This is a genomic window from Streptomyces eurythermus (assembly GCF_014649115.1).
GTDB classification, from domain to species: Bacteria; Actinomycetota; Actinomycetes; order Streptomycetales; family Streptomycetaceae; genus Streptomyces; species Streptomyces eurythermus.
In genome coordinates this window covers 62,208-80,774 of sequence record NZ_BMSK01000018.1, presented here as the reverse complement: position 1 = coordinate 80,774, position 18,567 = coordinate 62,208, and the positions used below count along the sequence as shown (strand labels likewise).

General features: G+C 72.2%; 16 protein-coding genes and 1 pseudogene. 2 read left to right on the top strand and 15 right to left on the bottom strand.

What is annotated here, in order from left to right:
* Positions 1 to 84 precede the first annotated feature (84 nt).
* The 9 genes from lepB (IE251_RS30400) to IE251_RS30360 all read right to left on the bottom strand — a co-directional run bounded on the left by lepB (IE251_RS30400) (position 85) and on the right by IE251_RS30360 (position 6,332).
* Positions 85 to 1,092 (bottom strand): signal peptidase I, encoded by a 1,008-nt coding sequence (gene lepB / locus IE251_RS30400; protein WP_189756187.1) that lies wholly within the window; start codon positions 1,090 to 1,092, stop codon positions 85 to 87.
* A complete protein-coding gene (lepB, locus tag IE251_RS30395) occupies positions 983 to 2,074 on the bottom strand; it encodes a signal peptidase I (RefSeq protein WP_189756186.1) in 1,092 nt (363 codons plus the stop codon). Before lepB (IE251_RS30395) ends, lepB (IE251_RS30400) begins: the two co-directional genes overlap by 110 nt.
* On the bottom strand, positions 2,067 to 2,768 hold the full coding sequence (gene lepB, locus IE251_RS30390; RefSeq protein ID WP_189756185.1) for a signal peptidase I: 702 nt from the start codon (positions 2,766 to 2,768) through the stop codon (positions 2,067 to 2,069). The genes lepB (IE251_RS30395) and lepB (IE251_RS30390) overlap by 8 nt, the downstream gene beginning before the upstream one ends.
* A 44-nt stretch (positions 2,769 to 2,812) precedes the next feature.
* Positions 2,813 to 3,163 carry a 50S ribosomal protein L19 gene (rplS, locus tag IE251_RS30385; RefSeq protein ID WP_043504413.1) on the bottom strand — a complete coding sequence of 117 codons (351 nt, stop codon included), beginning with the start codon at positions 3,161 to 3,163 and terminating at the stop codon, positions 2,813 to 2,815.
* 136 nt (positions 3,164 to 3,299) lie between these two features.
* Positions 3,300 to 4,133 (bottom strand): tRNA (guanosine(37)-N1)-methyltransferase TrmD, encoded by an 834-nt coding sequence (gene trmD, locus IE251_RS30380; RefSeq protein WP_189756184.1) that lies wholly within the window; start codon positions 4,131 to 4,133, stop codon positions 3,300 to 3,302.
* Complete coding sequence (rimM, locus tag IE251_RS30375) at positions 4,130 to 4,675, bottom strand: ribosome maturation factor RimM (protein ID WP_030785129.1); 546 nt, start codon at positions 4,673 to 4,675, stop codon at positions 4,130 to 4,132. The genes trmD and rimM overlap by 4 nt, the downstream gene beginning before the upstream one ends.
* Before the next feature lie 82 nt (positions 4,676 to 4,757).
* Positions 4,758 to 4,997: an RNA-binding protein gene (locus tag IE251_RS30370; RefSeq protein ID WP_030612780.1), complete on the bottom strand. Its 240-nt coding sequence runs from the start codon at positions 4,995 to 4,997 to the stop codon at positions 4,758 to 4,760.
* A 5-nt stretch (positions 4,998 to 5,002) separates the two neighbouring features.
* The gene (rpsP, locus tag IE251_RS30365; RefSeq protein ID WP_030785131.1) at positions 5,003 to 5,422 is read right to left on the bottom strand and encodes a 30S ribosomal protein S16; all 420 of its coding nucleotides are present in this window, start codon (positions 5,420 to 5,422) and stop codon (positions 5,003 to 5,005) included.
* Between the two features lie 307 nt (positions 5,423 to 5,729).
* Positions 5,730 to 6,332: a hypothetical protein gene (locus IE251_RS30360; protein WP_189756183.1), complete on the bottom strand. Its 603-nt coding sequence runs from the start codon at positions 6,330 to 6,332 to the stop codon at positions 5,730 to 5,732.
* A 538-nt stretch (positions 6,333 to 6,870) separates the two neighbouring features.
* Between IE251_RS30360 and IE251_RS30355 the strand changes: the two genes are divergently transcribed.
* Positions 6,871 to 7,713, top strand: coding sequence for an SAM-dependent methyltransferase (locus IE251_RS30355; protein WP_189756182.1), 843 nt, complete (start codon positions 6,871 to 6,873; stop codon positions 7,711 to 7,713).
* Here IE251_RS30355 and ftsH read toward each other — a convergent pair.
* The 6 genes and pseudogenes from ftsH to nsdA form a co-directional block, all read right to left on the bottom strand.
* Positions 7,714 to 9,659: pseudogene (gene ftsH, locus IE251_RS30350) on the bottom strand (ATP-dependent zinc metalloprotease FtsH).
* 106 nt (positions 9,660 to 9,765) lie between these two features.
* Positions 9,766 to 11,319, bottom strand: a complete 1,554-nt coding sequence (gene ffh / locus IE251_RS30345; protein WP_189756181.1) for a signal recognition particle protein — start codon at positions 11,317 to 11,319, stop codon at positions 9,766 to 9,768.
* Positions 11,320 to 11,403: 84 nt separating this feature from the next.
* A complete protein-coding gene (locus tag IE251_RS30340) occupies positions 11,404 to 13,860 on the bottom strand; it encodes a [protein-PII] uridylyltransferase (protein WP_189756180.1) in 2,457 nt (818 codons plus the stop codon).
* A gap of 29 nt (positions 13,861 to 13,889) precedes the next feature.
* On the bottom strand, positions 13,890 to 14,228 hold the full coding sequence (locus IE251_RS30335) for a P-II family nitrogen regulator (protein WP_030612756.1): 339 nt from the start codon (positions 14,226 to 14,228) through the stop codon (positions 13,890 to 13,892).
* Positions 14,225 to 15,562 (bottom strand): ammonium transporter, encoded by a 1,338-nt coding sequence (locus tag IE251_RS30330; protein ID WP_189756179.1) that lies wholly within the window; start codon positions 15,560 to 15,562, stop codon positions 14,225 to 14,227. The genes IE251_RS30335 and IE251_RS30330 overlap by 4 nt, the downstream gene beginning before the upstream one ends.
* Before the next feature lie 342 nt (positions 15,563 to 15,904).
* A complete protein-coding gene (nsdA, locus tag IE251_RS30325; RefSeq protein ID WP_189756178.1) occupies positions 15,905 to 17,383 on the bottom strand; it encodes a transcriptional repressor NsdA in 1,479 nt (492 codons plus the stop codon).
* A gap of 457 nt (positions 17,384 to 17,840) precedes the next feature.
* Between nsdA and IE251_RS30320 the strand changes: the two genes are divergently transcribed.
* Positions 17,841 to 18,497: a bifunctional DNA primase/polymerase gene (locus IE251_RS30320; protein WP_189756177.1), complete on the top strand. Its 657-nt coding sequence runs from the start codon at positions 17,841 to 17,843 to the stop codon at positions 18,495 to 18,497.
* The last annotated feature ends 70 nt before the right edge of the window (positions 18,498 to 18,567 follow it).

The following is an 18,567-nucleotide window of genomic DNA, read 5'->3' as shown; positions in this document are numbered from 1 at the left end:
CGGTACCGAGCGGAGGCAGCCCCTCCGCCACGACCGGGGACCAGCACAGCCGGAGCCGACCGAGCCGGCCGGCCCCGCCGAGTGTCACAGCTCGCCGGTAGACGTCCCCCCGGTCGCCGCCGTCTCGCGCTCGTTCCGCCGGCGACGGCGCCACAGCGCCACCGGCAGCACCGCCGCGGTGGCCAGGCCCTGCGGGGCCGCCGTCAGGGACGCGGCGGCGGAGGACTGCCGGTCGAGGCCGGGCTGGTCGAAGGTGTCGGGGACGGGCAGGGTGCCCCAGCGGTTGATGGGCCAGGCCTTGACGATCGCGCGGCCGACGACCTTGTCCACGGGAACCATGCCGTGGTTCTTGTCGGACTGGTTGTAGCGCGAGTCACGGGAGTTCTGGCGGTGGTCGCCCATCACCCAGATGTAGCCCTTGGGGACCTTCACCGTGAACTGGCCGCCCTGGTCGTCCACGCTGCACGGTGTGTTGCCCGGGTAGACGTACGGCTCGTCCAGCGGCTTGCCGTTGACCTTCAGCGGGCCGCTGTTCTTGCACTCGACCGTGTCGCCGCCGACTCCGATCACCCGCTTGATGAGGTCCTTCTCCTCCGCCGAGGGCATCAGGCCGATCCAGCTGAGGACCTTCTGCACCGGGTTCGGGGTCGGCGTCGGCTCGCCCGCCAGCCAGTTGTCCGGGTCGTGGAAGACGACGACCTCGCCGCGCTCGGGCTCGGAGCCGAACCACGGGGTGAGCTTGTCGACCAGGACGCGGTCACCCTGCTGGAGGGTGTTCTGCATCGAGTCGGACGGGATCGAGAACGCCTGCACCAGGAACGTCTTGATCAGCAGCGCCAGGACCAGCGCGATGCCGACCAGGATCGGCAGTTCCTTCCAGAAGGAGCGCGACTGCCTGGGCCGCCGCTCCCCCGTGACCGGTGCCGCGGTCCCGGCGCGCGGCTCGCCCTCCGGCGTGCCCTCGTCGCCGTCCGCCCGGCCCTCACCGGAGTTCATGGCGCCGTCCGGTACGGGAACGTCCTGTCCCCCGGGGTGCCCGCGGTGCTCCTCGCCGTCGTGCCCCGACCGTGCGCCAACCGCCACATCCCCCACGCCAACTCCTCACTCTGTGCCGCTGCCTGCCCCACACACTGCGCAGGCCCACCACTCCCATAACGAGCGGGAGTTCCGCAGGGGTCGCAAGCCGTGTCATTCCATTCCGATTCTCCGGGGCAACCCTATGCGACACCTGGGGAGCGGCGGCCGACCCCGACGCCGAGTCGGTGACGCTTGCGAAGGTTTTAGGTTCCGTCAGGCGCGTCCAGTGACCGACCGGCCAGCCGATGACCATGGCCCGGCCGACGACCGAGTCCACGGAGACCGTGCCGCCGTAGGGAGTGTCCTGGTGGGAGCGGGAGTCCGCGGAGTTGCCGCGGTGGTCGCCCATGACCCACAGCCGGCCCTCGGGGACGGTGATGTCGAAGGGCGTGGCGGACGGCTGGTCCCCCGGATAGAGGTAGTCGCCCTCGGTGAGCGGCACGCCGTTGACGGTGACCCGCCCCTGTGCGTCACAGCACCTCACATGGTCGCCGCCGACCCCGATGACCCGTTTGATCAGGTCCTTCTCGTTGTCGGACGGCAGCAGGCCGATGAAGCCGAGCCCTTCCTTGAGCTGTTTGAGGACGACCGGGTCGCTCTTCTTGGCGGTCTGCTCGTCCTGGAGCCAGCCGCCCGGGTCGTGGAAGACGACGACGTCCCCGCGCTCCGGTTCGGCGCCGAACCAGGGGGTGAGTTTGTCGACCAGTACCCGGTCGCCGATCCGGATCGTCTCCTCCATGGACCCGGACGGGATCACGAACGCCTGGACGAGGAAGGTCTTCAGGACGAGCGCGATGAGGACGGCGACGCCCACCAGGAGGGGGATCTCCCGGACGGCCGAGCGCCTGCGCTTGCGCTTGACCTTGCGCTGGAGTCTGCGGCGCTCCGCGCGGGTGCGGCCACCGCCGGGCGCGGAGGTGCGGCGGGCCCCGGTGGGCAGCAGATCACCGGCGGGGCCGGCGGGCACCCCGCGGCGGGGCTTGCCGCGGTTACCCATGGCCGCCCTCCGCCGGGGCGTCGGGCACGCGCGCGTAGGCGGACGGCCGGGTCAGGTGTGTCCAGTGGCGGTACGGCCACAGGATCCAGTCGGCCCGGCCGATGACGTCCCCGACGGGGATCATGCCGCCGCCGGGCGAGCCGAGGTGGTCGCGGGAGTCGCTGGAGTCGCTGCGGTGGTCACCGAGGACGAACAGCCGGCCCGGGGGGACGACGACGTCGAAGGGCACGCTGGAGGCGCTGTCCCCCGGATAGAGGAACGCGGTCTCGTCGACCGGCCGGCCGTTCACCTCGAGCCTCCCCCGCTTGTCGCAGCAGACCACATGGTCTCCCCCTACCCCGACGACCCGCTTGACGTAGTCGGCGTCCCCGAAATACCCGGTGCCGTCGAACACGATCACGTCACCGCGGCGCGGCTGGGCTCCGAAACGGTACGCGACCTTGTTCACGAGGACACGGTCCCCGATCCGCAGCCCCTGCTCCATGGATCCGCTCGGGATCTGGAACGGCTGCACCACGAAGGCGTTGAGGACCAGCAGGAACGCCAGGCCGGCGAGGAGGGTGAGGGTGATCCGGCCGCCCGGGAGCCAGTCGGCGAGCCGGGCCGCCCACGCGAAACGCGACCGGCCCTCCGCCCCCGGGGAACCGGGGTGGGAGGAGCGGTCGCGTTGCGTCGGCTGTGCTTCGGTGTCCATCGGGGCCAGATGCTATCCGGCCCCGCTGTGAACCGTCAGAGCGCTCAGTTCTCGCGCTTCTCCTTGATCTTCGCGGCCTTGCCGCGCAGCTCACGGAGGTAGTACAGCTTGGCGCGGCGCACGTCACCACGGGTGACCAGCTCGATCTTCTCGACGATCGGGGTGTGCACCGGGAAGGTGCGCTCGACGCCGACGGAGAACGAGACCTTGCGGACCGTGAAGGTCTCGCGGACACCGGAGCCCTGGCGGCGGATCACAACGCCCTTGAACTGCTGCACACGGGAGCGGTTGCCCTCGATGACGCGGACGTGGACGTTGACGGTGTCACCCGGGCGGAAGGCCGGGATGTCGCTGCGCAGCGACGCGGAGTCGACGGAGTCGAGCAGGTGAGACATTTCGTCTGCTTTCCTCGCTGATGCCACAGGTCATCAACGGAAACTAGGGGTTTCAGGAGGACTGCCGTGCGGGTCGGGGCGGGCGTCGTGTCCCCCTGTGGCAGGGGCGCTCGCCGGACGGACGCACAACAGCGGCCTATTCTTCCACGCCCTCGGCGCGGCGCCAAAATCGGCCGTACGGCTCCCCGTCCCGGTCCGGTTCCCAGCCCAGGATGGAGAGCATCTCGCGGTCCTTCTTGTCGAAGGCCTTGGGGTCGCAGCGCTCGATCAGGTCGGGCCGGTTGGCGGTCGTACGCTTCAGCGCCTCGTCGCGGCGCCAGCGGGCGATCTTCCCGTGGTGGCCGCTGAGCAGCACCTCGGGGATGTCCCGGCCGCGCCAGACGGGCGGCTTGGTGTAGACGGGGCCTTCGAGGAGGTTCGCCATCGCGCCGGGGGCGAAGGAGTCGTCGCGGTGGGACTCGGCGTTGCCGAGGACGCCGGGCAGCAGCCGGGCGACGGCCTCCGTGACGACCAGGACGGCCGCCTCGCCGCCGGCCAGGACGTAGTCGCCGATGGAGACCTCGTAGACCGGCAGGCGGGTGGCGTACTCGTCCATGACGCGCCGGTCGATGCCCTCATAGCGGGCCGGTGTGAAGATCAGCCAGGGGCGTGCGGACAGTTCGACGGCCAGTTCCTGGGTGAAGGGACGGCCGCTGGGCGTGGGCACGATCAGCGCGGGGGCGTGGGCGCCGGACTCGTAGCCGTCGGCGAGGACGGTGTCGAGGGCCTCGCCCCAGGGGTCGGTCTTCATGACCATGCCGGGGCCGCCGCCGTAGGGGGTGTCGTCCACCGTGTTGTGCCGGTCGTACGTCCAGCCGCGCAGGTCGTGCACGTGGACGTTCAGCTGCCCGCGCGCGCGTGCCTTGCCGACGAGGGAGACGTTCAGCGGTTCGAGGTACTCGGGGAAGATCGTGACGACGTCGAGCCTCATGCGTCCTCGTCCCTGGCGGAGGCGATCTCGGCGCGGTCGTCGATCAGGCCCGGCGGCGGCGTGATGACCGCGCGCTGCTCGGCCAGGTCGATCTCGGTGACGATCTCCTCCACGAACGGGATCAGCACCTCGCTGCCGTCCGGGCGCTCCACGATGAACAGGTCCTGCGAGGGCAGGTGGGAGATCTCGGTGATCCGGCCGACCTCCGTGCCGTCCTCGGTGACCACGTCCAGGTCGATCAGCTGATGGTCGTAGTACTCGTCCTCGCCTTCGGGCAGTTCCTCCGGGTCCACCTCGGCGATCAGCAGGGTGTTGCGCAGGGCCTCGGCCGCGGTGCGGTCGGTGACGCCCTCGAAGCGCAGCAGGAGGCGGCCGCTGTGCACCCGCCCCGTGGCGATGGTCAGCGGTCCCGCCGAAGGGGGATCCGTGGCGAGTACGGCGCCGGGGCCGAGCCTCAGTTCCGGCTCGTCGGTACGTACCTCGACGGTGACCTCGCCCTTGATGCCATGGGCACGGCCGATCCGTGCGACTACCAGCTGCACCTGTCCAAATCTCCTGTCATACGACTGCGGGCCGGGGACGGCCCAGTGGCCCTCCCCGGCCCGAGCCGGTTGCGATGAAGCGTCAGCGGACGTCGTCCACGTCGACCAGGTCGACGCGGACACCGCGGCCGCCGATGGCGCCCACGACGGTACGCAGGGCGCGCGCGGTGCGGCCGTTGCGACCGATCACCTTGCCGAGGTCGTCCGGGTGGACCCGGACCTCCAGCACGCGTCCGCGGCGCAGGTTGCGCGAGGCGACCTGCACATCGTCAGGGTTGTCGACGATGCCCTTCACGAGGTGCTCAAGCGCCTCTTCGAGCATGCTGCTCAGGCCTCGGTCGACTCGGACTCAGCCGCGGCCTCGTCCTTCTTCTCAGCCTTCTTCTTCTGGGTGATCGCCTCACCCTTGCCCTCGTCGTCACCGCCGAGAGCCTCGAACGACGGACGGGCCGGCTTGGGCTCGGCGACGAGCAGCGGCGCGGGAGCCGGCTCGCCCTTGAACTTCTGCCAGTCGCCGGTCTTCTTCAGGATGGCGAGCACGGGCTCGGTCGGCTGCGCGCCGACACCCAGCCAGTACGCCACACGCTCGGCGTCCACCTCGATGACCGACGGGTTGTAGGTCGGGTGGTACTTGCCGATCTCCTCGATGGCCCGGCCGTCACGGCGGGTACGGGAGTCGGCGACGACGATGCGGTAGTGAGGCGAACGGATCTTGCCCAGACGCTTCAGCTTGATCTTGACTGCCACGGGAGTGGGTTCTCCTGGAATTGACGTGGTTGGGCACGGCGAGACGCCGCGTGGGGTTGCGGTACCCGAGTGCCCGATGGACGCGTCAGCCGGAGGAGAGAGGGGTCCTGTGCGGCTGTCGAGTACAGCTAGCCATTCTGCCATACCCCGCGGACCGCTTCCGGCCGAGGGTGGGTGGGCCGGGTGCGGGGCAGGGCACAGCGGCACCCGGCGTGGAGGTGAGGGCACGTCGGGTGCGCTGCCCGGTGCTGTGAGGTCGCCGCCCGCGGCCCGGCAGCCACGAGATGCCGGTATCCGCGCGCCGCGCCTACGCCGCCCCCATGACCTCCGGGATTCTGAACGGCTTGCCGCAGCCGCCGCAGACGATGGGCGCCTGGGCGAGGACCGACGGGACGACCCGGACGTTGCGCCCGCAGTCGCACACCGCCTTGACCCGGACGCCGCCGCCGGAGGAGCCGTGCCGGGCGGCCGGACCGCGGAAGGTGCGGGAGGTGTCGGCGGAGGTGGCGGCCAGGTGGGCCTTCAGCGCGCGCTGCAGCCGCTCGATGGTCGGGCGGTAGCGCCGCTTCGCCTCGGCGTTGAGCGTGACCAGGGAGAAACCGCTGCTCGGGTGCGGCTCCTCGGGGTGGTCCAGGCCCAGCTCCTCGGCGATCGCGAGGAAACGACGGTTGTGGTAGCGGCCGGCCCGGGAGGTGTCCCGGACGCCCCGGGCCGCGGCGATGCCGTGCACCGCCTCATGGAGGAGTCGTTCGAAGGAGAGTTCGTGACCACACGCGGACGACGACTCTCCGATCAGGGACTCCGGTGCGGCCAGGTCCGGCAGCTCGGGGTGGTGCCGCTGAATGTCGGCCCACGCCTGCGCCAGCTCTGCGGCGAGAACAGGTGGTGTCTGTGTCTGTGTCGTGCTCACGTAATGACAACGAGCGGGGGTGCCTCTGTGTTCCTATTCCGGGGCATCCCAAATAATTTGCACGTACCCGTCAGTTGCCGCTGATGCGTCCTGACGAGGGCGGGTGCGCTGATCTGCGGAGAAGCGGCACAGCTCCGCCCAAGCCGGTGCGTAGTCCGCGCTACGCACCGCCGGTGGGCCCGGAGGCGGCACGGGCCGTCGGCGACGGGAGCCGCATCCGGCCGTTCGCGGCCCGCCGTGCCGTCCCGGCCGGCGCCCCGCCCGCGCGACGTTACCGCGTACCGCCGCACCGCCCGCCACCGGCCCGCCCCCGCCGGCACCGGCCGCTCCCCCGTCCGCGGCCACCGTACGGCCCGCCAGGTTGCCGGAATGTGAATTCTCGCCACACCCGCGTACAGGGCCCAAGCCGGGCCCCGAAACCCCTGGACGACATCGCGGGCCCGGAGTTACCTGGCATACGTGGGAAGTGCGCGCGCACGGCACGGGGGCCACGCGACCGAATACAGGCGACGAACCGTCGGCGGATTGGGGCGCTTCTATGACATCTACGCTCGTGCGGCAGCACGTGGCTCACGCGGACCCGGCACCCCGCGTGGACTTGAGCGCACGCGCGCGTGACTGGTCCGAGATCCAGGAGCGGATGCTCGTACCGCTCTACGAAGCCGTCTACGACCGGCTCGACGTGGGCCCCGGAAGCCGGCTGCTGGGCCTGCGCTGCGGGGCCGGGCTCGCCCTGCTGCTGGCGGCCGCCCGGGGCGCCGCGGTCACCGGCGTCGACTCCGCCTTCCCGGAACGGCTGGCCCTCGCGCGCGCACGCCTGCTGCCGGACGGCCCGCCCGGCGCCGCAGGCGCGCGTACGGCCCCGCGACTCCTCGGCGAACCACCCGCCGAACCGGCCGGCGGGAGACCGTACACCCTGGTGACCGTCTTCGACCCGGGCGACGGGGACGGGCTCGGCGAGCTGCTCGCCGCCGCCCTGCCGCTGGCCGCGCGCGGCGCCGCCGTGGTGCTGGCCGGCTGGGGGCCGCCCGAGCGCTGCGCCACCTCCGCGGTGCTGCGCACGGCCGCCGGCCTCGCCGACCCGCTGCCCGGCGCCCGCGGCTGGCGGCCCGCCCGCCGCGACGATCTGGAGGAGGCCGCCGCCCGGGCCGGGCTGCGGCCCGACGGCTCCGGCCGGGTCGCCTGCCCGTTCGGCTACGCCGACCTGGACAGCGCCGTACGGGGACTGCTGTCGACCGGCCTGTTCGACGCGGCGATCGCGGCCACCGACGCCCGGCAGGTCGACAAGGAGCTGACGGAAGCCCTGCATCCGCACCGCCGCCCGGACGGCACCGTGTGGATGCCGAACGTCTTCCGCTACCTGGTCGCCCGGGTGCCCTAGCTAGATCCTGTCGTCGGTGTCCTTGACCAGGCGGGTGATCCCGGCGATGCGGTAGGCGTCCGCCTCCTCCAGCGTCTCGTTCTCCAGCAGGGCGTGCGCGAGCGCGTCCAGCTGCCCCCAGTGGTCGCGGAGCTTGCGGCGCGCCTCCTCGTAGCACTCGTCCACGATCCGCCGCATCTCCGCGTCGATCACATCGAGGGTCCCCGGGGCGGCGGCGAGGCCGTAGGCCTGCTGGGCGTCGTTCGGCAGCGCGGACACCTGCCCACCCGCTCGCTCATGCCCCAGCGCGACACCATGCCCCGGGCGATGCCGGTGACCTGCTCCAGGTCGCTCTCGGAGCCCGTGGTGATCACGCCGTAGACCACCTGCTCGGCCGCCATCCCGCCCAGCGCGCCGATGATCCGGCCGCGCAGGTACTCCTCGGTGAACGCGTACTTGTCCGAATCCGGCGTCGACAGCGTGACGCCCAGCGCCCGGCCGCGCGGCACGATCGTGATCTTGCGGACCGGGTCGGCGCCCGGTTGCAGCATCCCCAGCAGCGCGTGCCCGCTCTCGTGGTACGCGGTGCGCCGGCGCTCCTCCTCCGGCATCACCAGCGAACGCTCCGCCCCCAGCTGCACCTTCTCCAGCGCCTCCGACAGATCGGAGCGGGTCACCTGCCGCTGCCCCCGCTTGACCGCGAGCAGCGCGGCCTCGTTGGCCAGGTTCGCCAGCTCCGCGCCCGTCATGCCCGGTGTCGTACGGGCCACCTGGGCGAGGTCGACGTCCTCGGCGAGCGGGATGTCCCGGGTGTGGATGCTCAGGATGGCCTCGCGTCCGCCCCGGTCCGGCGGCGAGACCTGCACCACCCGGTCGAAGCGGCCCGGCCGGGTCAGGGCCGGGTCGAGGATGTCGGCGCGGTTGGTGGCGGCGATCACGATCACGCCCTCCGAGCCGGAGAAGCCGTCCATCTCGGTGAGGATCTGGTTCAGCGTCTGCTCGCGCTCGTCGTGGCCGCCCATCGACGCGCCTCCGCCGCGCGCCCGGCCGATGGTGTCGATCTCGTCGATGAAGATGATCGACGGCGCCACCTTGCGGGCCTCCGCGAACAGCTCCCGCACCCGGGAGGCGCCCACGCCCACGATCATCTCGATGAACTCCGAGGCCGAGGCGGAGAAGAACGGCACGCCCGCCTCGCCGGCCACCGCCCGCGCCAGCAGCGTCTTGCCGGTGCCGGGCGGGCCCGCGAGCAGCACGCCCCGGGGCATCTTGGCGCCCATCCGGCGGTAGGCGTCGGGGTTCTTCAGGAAGTCGACCACATCGTTCAGCTCGGCCTCGACCTCGTCGATGCCGGCCACGTCGGCGAACGTGGTCCGCTTCTCCCCCGGCACCAGCTCCACCGGCTTCGGCGGCGCCTTGCGGCCGAGCATCCCGCCCGCACCGCCGAGTCCCGCGCTCATCCGCCGCGCGATGAACACCCACACGGCGATCAGCAGCAGCATCGGCGCCAGCGAGATCAGCAGGTTGGCGAGAAAACTGCGGTGCTGCACGACCGGCTCGGCCGTGACGGTGACCTTGTGCCGGGTCAGGTTCGTCCACAGGTCGTCGTCCGCGAACGACGGCCGCTCGGTGTTGAACTTGGTGTACCCGCCGCCGCCGTCCGGGTTCTTCCGCTCCTTCTTGAGCTGGCCCTGGATGGAGTCGCCCTTGGCGTAGATCTTGTCGACGTTGCCCGCGTCCACCTGCCTGCTGAACTCGGTGTACGAGATCGTCGGCTCGTTCGCCTGGTCGACGTACGACAGCACCAGGTTGGCGATCAGGTACACGATCAGCGCGGTGAGGATCAGCCGCCACCAGCCGCCGCGCATCCCGCGCCCGCCGGGAGGCTGCCGCGGCGGCTCCTCCGGGGCGCCCTCGGTGCGCCAGGGCTGGTCCGGCGACCTGCGCGACGGAGCGGGGTTGCTCATACCGGGACGGTACGACACCGTCCGGGCACCGGCATGCGCAAGGGGCGTCCTTCCGGCGGAAGGACGCCCCTCGCGGCGTACGGGCCGGTCCGGGACCGGTGCCCGGTCAGCCCATGAACTTCTTGAACTCGTCCGGCAGCTCGAAGTCCTGGCCGCCCTGCTGGCCCGGCAGGCCGAACGCGCCGCCCGCCTGCGCGGCGGCCTCGCGGCGCTGGGCCTCCTCCAGCTCCTGCTGCTTGCGCTTCATCGGGTTGCCGGAGCGCTGCTTGCCCTTGGCCTTCTTCTGCTGCTTCTTCTGCCGGCCCGGGCCGCCGCCCATGCCGGGGATCCCCGGCATGCCCGGCATGCCGCCGCCCTGGGCCATGCGGGACATCATCTTGCGGGCCTCGAAGAACCGCTCGACGAGGCCCTTGACCGCGCTGACCTCGACACCGGAGCCCTTGGCGATACGGGCGCGGCGGGAGCCGTTGATGATCGTCGGGTCCTGGCGCTCGGCCGGGGTCATGGACTTGATGATCGCGGCGGTGCGGTCGACGTCCCGCTCGTCCAGGTTGGCGATCTGGTCCTTGATCTGACCCATGCCCGGGAGCATGCCGAGCAGCTTGCTGATGCTGCCCATCTTCCTGACCTGCTCCATCTGGGACAGGAAGTCGTCCAGGGTGAAGTCCTGGCCCTTCTTGGACGCCAGCTTGGAGGCCATCTTGGCGGCCTCTTCCTGGCTGAAGGTCTTCTCCGCCTGCTCGATCAGGGTGAGCAGGTCACCCATGTCGAGGATGCGGGAGGCCATCCGGTCCGGGTGGAAGGCGTCGAAGTCGTCCAGCTTCTCGCCGTTCGACGCGAACATGATCGGCTTGCCGGTGATCTGCCGGATGGACAGCGCGGCACCGCCGCGGGCGTCGCCGTCGAGCTTGGAGAGCACCACGCCGTCGAAGCCGACGCCGTCGCGGAAGGCCTCGGCGGTGTTGACGGCGTCCTGACCGATCATCGCGTCGACGACGAACAGGATCTCGTCGGGCCGGACCGCGTCCCGGATGTCCGCGGCCTGCTGCATCATCTCGGCGTCGATACCGAGACGGCCGGCGGTGTCCACGATCACGATGTCGTGGACCTTGGACTTCGCGAACTCGATGGAGTCCTTGGCGACCTTCACCGGGTCGCCGACGCCGTTGCCCGGCTCCGGCGCGTACACCGCGACACCGGCGCGCTCGGCGACGACGCTGAGCTGGTTCACGGCGTTCGGGCGCTGGAGGTCACAGGCGACCAGCAGCGGGGAGTGGCCCTGTTCCTTGAGCCACCGGCCGAGCTTGCCCGCGAGGGTGGTCTTACCGGCACCCTGGAGACCGGCCAGCATGATCACGGTGGGCGGCTGCTTGGCGAAGCGGAGGCGGCGGGTCTCGCCGCCGAGGATCTCCACCAGCTCGTCGTTGACGATCTTGATGAACTGCTGCGCCGGGTTGAGCGCCTTGGAGATCTCGACCCCGAGCGCCCGCTCCTTGACCTTCTTGACGAACGAACGGACGACAGGGAGGGCCACGTCGGCTTCGAGGAGCGCGATGCGGATCTCACGTGCCGTGGCGTCGATGTCCGCCTCGCTGAGCCTGCCCTTGCCCCGGAGGGACTTGAAGGTGGCTGAGAGACGGTCGGAGAGAGTATCGAACACGGCGGCGTCGGTCCTCAGAGTCGGAAGCTGGGTCGCCCTCAAGAGTATCTGGCTCCGCAAGCGGATCGGCCCTGGCCGGGAAGGTCACCCCCGCAACGTCTCCTCCAGTACCCGCGCCAGCGACCCCGCGTCCTCCCCGGGCAGCGGCGCGCCCGTGCCCGTCGTGACGTAGAAGGCGTCCACGGCGTTCGCGCCCAGCGTCGACACGTGCATGCTCCGCACCCGTACGCCCGCCTTCTCCAGGGCCGTGCCGATGCGGTGCAGCAGGCCGGGCGCGTCCTGGGCGCGGACCTCGATCACCGTGGCGTGGCGGGAGGCGGCCGGAGCCACGGTGACCCGGGGCGGCGGGGCGGTCCAGCCGCGCCGGCGGGGGTAGGCGGCGTCGCGTTCGGCGAGCCGGCCGGCGATGTCCAGGGTGCCGTCCAGGGCGCGGACGAGGTCGGTGCGCAGCCGGGCCGCCTGGGGCAGGGAGCCGTACTCGGCGGCGACCCGCCAGTCGAGCAGGAGGATCGTGCCGTCGTCGTCCACGTCGTCCGGCAGCCGCAGGGCGCGCAGCTCCGCCGTGCGGACGGTGAGGCGGTGCACGGCGAGGACCCCGGCGACCGCGGGCAGGACGCCCGGCTGGTCGGGTACGGCGATGAGCAGCTCGACGCCCAGGGGTTCCGGTTCGCCGGGCGGCGGCTCCGTGCCGGGCACGGGTTCGGTCTGGGCGCGCAGGGCGAGGACCGGGCCGCCGGTGCGGAAGGCCTCGATGGCGAGGCGCTCCTGCTCGGCGGTGGGCGCGGCGGGTTCGGGCTCGTCGGGGGCGGCCCCGGCGAGGACCCCGGAGACGCGCCGGACCAGGTCGGCGACGAGGTTGCCGCGCCAGGAGGACCAGGCGGCCGGGCCGGTGGCGAGGGCGTCCGCCTCGGTGAGGGCGTGCAGCAGCTCCAGGGTGCTCTGGGTGCCGACCGCGTCGGCGACGGAGCGGACGGTGGCGGGGTCGTCCAGGTCGCGGCGGGTGGCGGTCTCGATGAGCAGCAGGTGGTGGCGGACCAGCGTGGCCAGCACGGCGACGTCGGCGCGGTCGAAACCGATCCGCGCGGCGACGTCCTTGGCGATGATCTCGCCGGCCACCGAGTGGTCGCCGGGCCAGCCCTTGCCGATGTCGTGCAGCAGGGCGGCGACCAGGAGCAGGTCGGGGCGGCCGACCCGGCGGGTGAGGGCGGAGGCGCGCACGGCGGTCTCGATGAGGTGCCGGTCGACGGTCCAGATGTGGACGGCGTTGCGCTGGGGGCGGCAGCGGACCCGTTCCCAGTCGGGCAGCAGGCGGGCGATCAGGCCCTCGGCCTCCAGCGCCTCCCAGACCTCGACGGTCGGGCGGCCGGAGCCGAGCAGGGTGACCAGTTGTTCGCGGGCCTCGGCGGGCCAGGGGGTGGGCAGCGGGCGCGCGGTGGCGGCCATGCGCCGGGCGGCGTGCAGGGAGAGCGGGAGGCCGGCCTGTGCGGCGGCGGCAGCGGCGCGCAGTGGCAGGACGGGGTCGCGGTCGGGGCGGGCGGCGCGGGCGAGCACCACCTCGCCGTCCTGTTCCACGACGCCCTCGGCCAGCGGCGAGCGTTCGGCGGCCGGTCGTCCGCCGCCCAGCATCGCGCGCAGCCGGGGCCGTACGGCGCGGGCGCGCAGGACGCGGCCCACCTCGCGCCAGGTGACGTCGCCGGCGTACGCGATGACGCGGGCGGCCTCGTAGACCTGGCGCAGCAGGGTGTCGGCGTCGAGCAGGCCCAGCCCGGCGGCCACCTGGTCCTGTTCCTGGAGGGCGAGCCGGTCGGTGGCGCGGCCGGTGGCCAGGTGGAGGGCGTCGCGGACGTCGAGCAGGCGGCGGCGGGCGTCGGCCAGTCCCTCGCGCGGGGCGTCGGCGAGCCAGGAGGCGGCTACGGCGCGCAGCGCGGTGGCGTCGCGGAGGCCGCCGCGGGCCTCCTTGAGGTCGGGTTCGAGCAGGTAGCGCAGTTCGCCCTGGCGGGCGGCGCGCTCGGCGCACAGTTCGCGGAGTTCGGGCAGGCGCCTCGGGGCCTGGTTGCGCCAGTCGGTGAGGACGGCGGTGCGCAGACCGGCGGTGAGGGTGGTGTCGCCGGCCAGGTGGCGGGCGTCCAGCAGGCCGAGCTGGACCTTCAGGTCCTCGGCGGCGGTGGCGCGGGCCTCGGCGGGGGTGCGCACGGAGTGGTCGAGGGCGAGGCCGAGGTCCCAGACGGGGTACCAGATCCGGTCGGCGAGGGCGGCTACGGCGGCGGGGTCGGAGCCGTCGTGCAGCAGGACGAGGTCGAGGTCGCTGCGCGGGGACAGCTCGCCGCGGCCGTAGCCGCCGACGGCGACGAGACAGACGCCCCGGGCCGGGCCGGCGGCCGCGCCGAACAGTCCGGCGAGCCAGTCGTCGGTGAGTCCGGCGAGGGCGGAACGGCGCGGCGGCCCGGACCGCGCGTCCTCGGTGAGGAGGCGCAGCCGGGCCGCCGCGTAGCCGCCGGTCCCCGGGTCTTCTGTCCCTGTGTGCGTGTCCGTGCCCGTCACCCGGCGACTCCTCTTCCTGTCGGTGCTGGTCAGAGCGCGTCCGGACCGCGTTCGCCGGTGCGGACGCGGACGGCGGTCTCCACCGGCAGGGACCACACCTTGCCGTCCCCGATCTTGCCGGTGCGGGCGGCCTTGACGATGACCTCGATCAGCTGCTCGGCGTCGTCGTCCTCGGCCAGTACCTCCACGCGGACCTTGGGGACGAGGTCGACGGTGTACTCGGCGCCGCGGTAGACCTCGGTGTGGCCGCGCTGCCGGCCGTAGCCGCTGGCCTCGGTGACGGTGAGCCCGTGCACGCCGAAGGCCTGGAGGGCTTCCTTGATCTCGTCGAGCCGGTGGGGCTTGACGACTGCGGTGATGAGCTTCATGCGTCCACCTTCCGGGTCTGCGCGGCGGCCGGGGCAGCGGCGGCGGTACCGGCGACGCCGCCGCCCGCTCCGCTGAAGTCGTATGCGGTCTCGGCGTGCTCGGCCCGGTCGATGCCGGAGATCTCCTCGTCCTCGGGGACCCGCATGCCGAGGGTCTTGTCGAGGAGGAAGGCGAGGACGGCGGAGGCGATCAGGGAGTAGGCGAGGACCGCGAAGACGCCCGCGCACTGCTTCCACAGCTGGTCGAAGCTGTGGTCGCCGTAGAAGACGCCGGTGGCGGTGGACTGGCCCTTGCCGGTGGCGAAGAAGCCGACGAGCAGGGAGCCGAGGATGCCGCCGACCATGTGGACGCCGACGACGTCGAGGGAGTCGTCGTAGCCGAACCGGAACTTCAGGCCGACGGCCGCGGCGCAGGCGACGCCGGCGATGGCGCCGACGGCGATCGCGCCGAGCGGGGAGACCGCGCCGCCGGAGGGGGTGATGGCGACCAGGCCGGCGACCGCGCCGGAGGCGGCGCCGAGGGTGGTGCAGGCGCCGTGCCGGATCTTCTCGTAGCCGAGCCAGGCCAGCATCGCGGCGGCGGTGGCGACCTGCGTGTTGACGAACATCAGCGCGCCCACGCCGTCGTCGTTGCCGAGCCAGGAGCCGGCGTTGAAGCCGAACCAGCCGAACCAGAGCAGACCGGCGCCGAGCATGACCAGCGGGAGGCTGTGCGGGCGCATGGGGTCCCGCTTGAAGCCGACGCGCTTGCCGATGACGAGGATGACACCGAGCGCCGCCGCACCGGCGTTGATGTGGACCGCCGTACCGCCCGCGAAGTCGATCACGCCCAGCTTGAAGGCCCAGCCGTCGGAGGCCCAGACCCAGTGGGCGACGGGGATGTAGACGACGGTGGCCCACAGGGCGACGAAGAGGGCCCACGCGGAGAACTTGACCCGGTCGGCGAGGGCGCCGCTGATGAGGGCGGGGGTGAGGATGGCGAACATCAGCTGGAAGACCATGAAGACGAAGACCGGGATGGTGTAGCCGTCCCAGAGTTCGGTGAGGCCGATGTCGCTGAGGCCGATCCAGTCGGCGTTGTAGCCGATCAGGCTGTTGCCGTTGCCGAAGGCGAGGGAGAAGCCGTAGAGCACCCACAGAATGGTGACGATCCCGAGGCTGATGAAGCTCATCATCAGCATGTTCAGGGTGCTCTTGACGCGGACCATGCCTCCGTAGAAGAAGGCGAGGGCCGGGGTCATGAGCATCACCAGGGCGGAACAGATGAGCATGAAGCCTGTGTTGGCGGACGACAGTCTGGGCGCGTCCGCCGCAAGCATGATGGCTGGTGCCATCGGCGTCTCCTCGTCGATTGGTACGGCCCCGTGCGGGCGGTGCCTGAGCGGTCCGGTCGGGTGAGGGGTGGGCCGGTTGTGCGCCACGAGACTCGCGCAGCGCGGTTTCGGTGGAAGCCCCTCGTTGTTTCGCCGGGGTGACGAAGGCGCCCTGTGTGTTACGCGTCGATGAAGCGGGAGATACCGGGCCGCGCCGGTCGTTATCGTGGCGCAACCTTCCGCGGGGTGATCCCCGCGGGGGGAACGGACCGGCCGCGGCGGTCCTCTCGACGACCTGGCATGGGGGAGCCGAGTCGGGCGGTTCGCGAGGACCGGCCGCGGCCGGGGCTGGGGGGACCGGGGTCAGCCGGCCTCGGCGGCCTCCGGCAGGTCGGCGGCGAGCTTCTCGGAGAGGTCGACCACGGCGGCCAGCTCGCCGTAGTCGCGCACGGCCGTGCCGACCGTCTTGCGGATACGGGTGTTCACCCGTTCGGAACGGACCTTCTTGGCGATGTCCAGGGCCTTCGCCGCGTACTCCGTGCCGCGCTCGGGCTCGCGCTGGAGCAGGTGCACGGAGGCCATGCCGATGAGGTTGAGCGCGTACGACCGCTGATGCTCGGAGTCCTTGGCGAACAGCTCCACCGCGCGCCGCATCAGCGGTTCGGCGAGGGAGGCGTAGCTGGGGCTGCGCCCGGCGTTGTAGGCGAGGTCGCGGAAGGAGTGGGAGTTCTCCGCGTACAGCTCGGCCTCGGAGAAGAAGCGGATCCAGTCGGGGTCCGGCTCGTCCCACTCGTCGATCTCGGCGAAGGTGTCCTCGGCGAGGCGGACGGCCCGCTTGGTCTTCCCGGGCTGGCCCATGTTGGCGTAGGCGCGGGCCTCCATCGCATACAGCATGGCCTGGGTGCGCGGGCCGGCGCAGTCACGGCTGCCGTACTGGGCGAGGTGGATCAGTTCCAGGGCGTCGTCGGGCCGGCCGAGGTGGATCATCTGGCGGCTCATGCTGGACAGGATGTAGGAGCCGAGCGGCTTGTCGCCGGCCTCCTTGGCGGCGTGCAGGGCGAGCACGAAGTACTTCTGCGCGGTGGGCTGGAGGCCGACGTCGTACGACATCCAGCCGGCGAGCTGGGACAGTTCGGCGGCGACCTGGAACAGCTTGCGCGTGGTGGCCTCGGGCTGGGGTTCCTGGAGCAGGTCGGTGACCTCGTGCAGCTGGCCGACGACCGCCTTGCGGCGCAGTCCGCCGCCGCACTGGGCGTCCCACTTGCGGAACATGCGCGTGGTGGACTCCAGCAGCTCCAGCTCGGGCTGGGAGAGCCGGCCCGGCCGGCGGGAGTCGAGCACGGGGGCGGGCTCGGCGGGGGCCGGGGAGCCGGGGGTGGGCACGAGCCAGCGCTGCATGGGCTCGATCAGGGAGGGGCCGGCGGACAGGGCGAGGGAGGTGCCGAGGAAGCCGCGCCGGGCGAGCATCAGGTCGCTGCGGGAGAACTCGCCGAGCAGGGCGACCGTCTGGGCGCCGGTCCAGGGCAGGTCGACCCCGGAGGCGGCGGGCGACTGCCGGGCGGTGCGCAGGCCGAGGTCCTCGACGGAGACGACGCAGCCGAAGCGTTCGGAGAACAGCTCGGACAGGATGCGCGGGATCGGTTCCCGGGGATTCTCCCCGTCGAGCCAGCGGCGCACCCGCGAGGTGTCGGTCGAGATGTGGTTGGCGCCCAACTGGCGTGCCCTGCGGTTCACCTGCCGGGCCAGCTCGCCCTTGGACCAGCCGCTGCGCACGAACCACGAGCCGAGCAGCTCGTTGGGGCGCTTTTCAGCGCTCGTACCGCTACCGCCGTTGCCGCCCACTGGGATGCCCCCATTTCCTGAGACCACTTGTCACCTGGTGCGCCAAGCCTTATCAGAATGCCGGTAAATAACGCCTCCTGTCCGGCGATTGTCACCCTTCGAACGAGCAGGCGGCTTGCCTCCGGCATACCCGCGCGCGCATGCGCCCCCGTGAACTCGCACACTCAGAGTAATCTCGCGATCACCCTCCAACCCCGGGCGTACCGGAAACGCCACCATTCGCCACCCCTTCGAATGCGCACACGAATGGCTCCGCGCGTTGTACTTACGGGGGACGGGCGGAAGCCGGCGGAGTGATGCACCCAGGGGCGCACGGAGCGCGAAATGCCACCCAGCACGCTCCAAGGCGCCGCATTGGCCCCATCACCACGCGGGCAGGCGGAGCCGTAATGTTACGTTCCGCTTCCGTCTCGTTCCGTGTCGTAACCACCGGCGCGCAGGACCCGTTGGAGGGGGCATGGGCTTCACGATCGGCGGCATCCGCGAGATCCGCTCCGGCACGCGTCGGCGCGGGCGCCTGGCGGAGTGCACCACCGTCGCCGAGTTCACCGGACTGTGGGGCTGGGACGTGGTGCCGGGAGCACGCGCCGCCGGGGGCGCCTGTTCGTGCGGGCGGCGCGACTGCGCGGCGCCGGGCGCGCATCCGCTGGACTTCGCGCCCCCGGTCCCGGCCGGGGCCACGCTGGACGAGGTGAGCAAGGCCTGGTCCGAGTTCCCGGGCGCCTCCGTGATGCTGCCGGTCGGCCAGGCGTTCGACGTCCTGGAGGTGTCGGAGCCGGCCGGCCGCCGCGCCCTGGTCCGCCTGGAGCGGATGGGCCTGCCCCTGGGCCCGGTCACCGCCACCCCGGACGGCCGCGCCCACTTCTTCGTCGCCCCCGGCGCCGCCGCCGACCTGCCCCGGCTGCTGTACCGCCTGGGCTGGGACGACCCGGCCACGCTGGACCTGCGCGGCCTCGGCCCGGGGACGTACATCACCGCCCCGCCCTCCGACCGGGGCGGCCTGGGCCCGGTGCGCTGGCTGCGCCCGCCCGCGCTGGACTCCGCGACCCGGCCTCCGGCGGCCCGGCTGCTGCTGGGGGCGCTGGCTTATGTGGCACACCGGTCGCGGGGGTAGGAGCGGCCGGGAAGAGATCGGCGCCCGCCCCCACCGCACCGGGGGGACGGGCGCTCACGCTTCTCAGCCG

Coding starts and splice junctions, on each gene's coding strand:
- lepB (WP_189756186.1), bottom strand. CDS start 2,074: ATGGGTAACCGCGGCAAGCCCCGCCGCGGGGTGCCCGCCGGCCCCGCC.
- IE251_RS30330 (WP_189756179.1), bottom strand. CDS start 15,562: ATGGCACCAGCCATCATGCTTGCGGCGGACGCGCCCAGACTGTCGTCC.
- lepB (WP_189756185.1), bottom strand. CDS start 2,768: ATGGACACCGAAGCACAGCCGACGCAACGCGACCGCTCCTCCCACCCC.
- IE251_RS30335 (WP_030612756.1), bottom strand. CDS start 14,228: ATGAAGCTCATCACCGCAGTCGTCAAGCCCCACCGGCTCGACGAGATC.
- IE251_RS30355 (WP_189756182.1), top strand. CDS start 6,871: ATGACATCTACGCTCGTGCGGCAGCACGTGGCTCACGCGGACCCGGCA.
- IE251_RS30370 (WP_030612780.1), bottom strand. CDS start 4,997: ATGCTCGAAGAGGCGCTTGAGCACCTCGTGAAGGGCATCGTCGACAAC.
- rplS (WP_043504413.1), bottom strand. CDS start 3,163: ATGTCTCACCTGCTCGACTCCGTCGACTCCGCGTCGCTGCGCAGCGAC.
- trmD (WP_189756184.1), bottom strand. CDS start 4,133: ATGAGGCTCGACGTCGTCACGATCTTCCCCGAGTACCTCGAACCGCTG.
- IE251_RS30320 (WP_189756177.1), top strand. CDS start 17,841: ATGGGCTTCACGATCGGCGGCATCCGCGAGATCCGCTCCGGCACGCGT.